This is a genomic window from Streptomyces beijiangensis, from assembly GCF_017315755.1.
Lineage (GTDB): Bacteria > Actinomycetota > Actinomycetes > Streptomycetales > Streptomycetaceae > Streptomyces > Streptomyces beijiangensis.
Window position 1 is genome coordinate 1 of sequence record NZ_JAFLRJ010001408.1, and the last position, 337, is coordinate 337.

A 337-nucleotide genomic window follows, 5' to 3' on the forward strand; every position below is an offset into this window, starting at 1 on the left:
GCTCCTGAGAGTGCGAGGCGGTGATCCATCCCATGCCCTCGCGTCGCGACGCTATCGCCGATGACCTCCGCGACCGGATCGCCACGGGCCGGCTCAAGCCCGGCGAACGCCTCCCCTCTGAGTCCCACCTCGCCGCGCAATACAGGGTCAGCACACCAACGCTCCGAAGCGCTCTCGCCGTGCTCCAAGTGGAAGGTCTCGTCGAGAAGGTCCACGGCAAGGGGAACTTCGTTCGTCGTCCTCTGCGCAGGGTCACGTACATCGGTGGGGACCGGGCCCCCGACGGACAGGCCGCCGCTGACACCGCTCTGAGCATCACCGTCCACACCACCCGGAT

The 337-nt window shown here is 67.7% G+C and carries 1 protein-coding gene; it reads left to right on the forward strand.

The window, feature by feature from the left end:
- Positions 1-32: 32 nt before the first annotated feature.
- On the forward strand, positions 33-337 hold a 305-nt coding region (locus J0695_RS42040; protein ID WP_206970060.1), incomplete at its 3' end, for a winged helix-turn-helix domain-containing protein.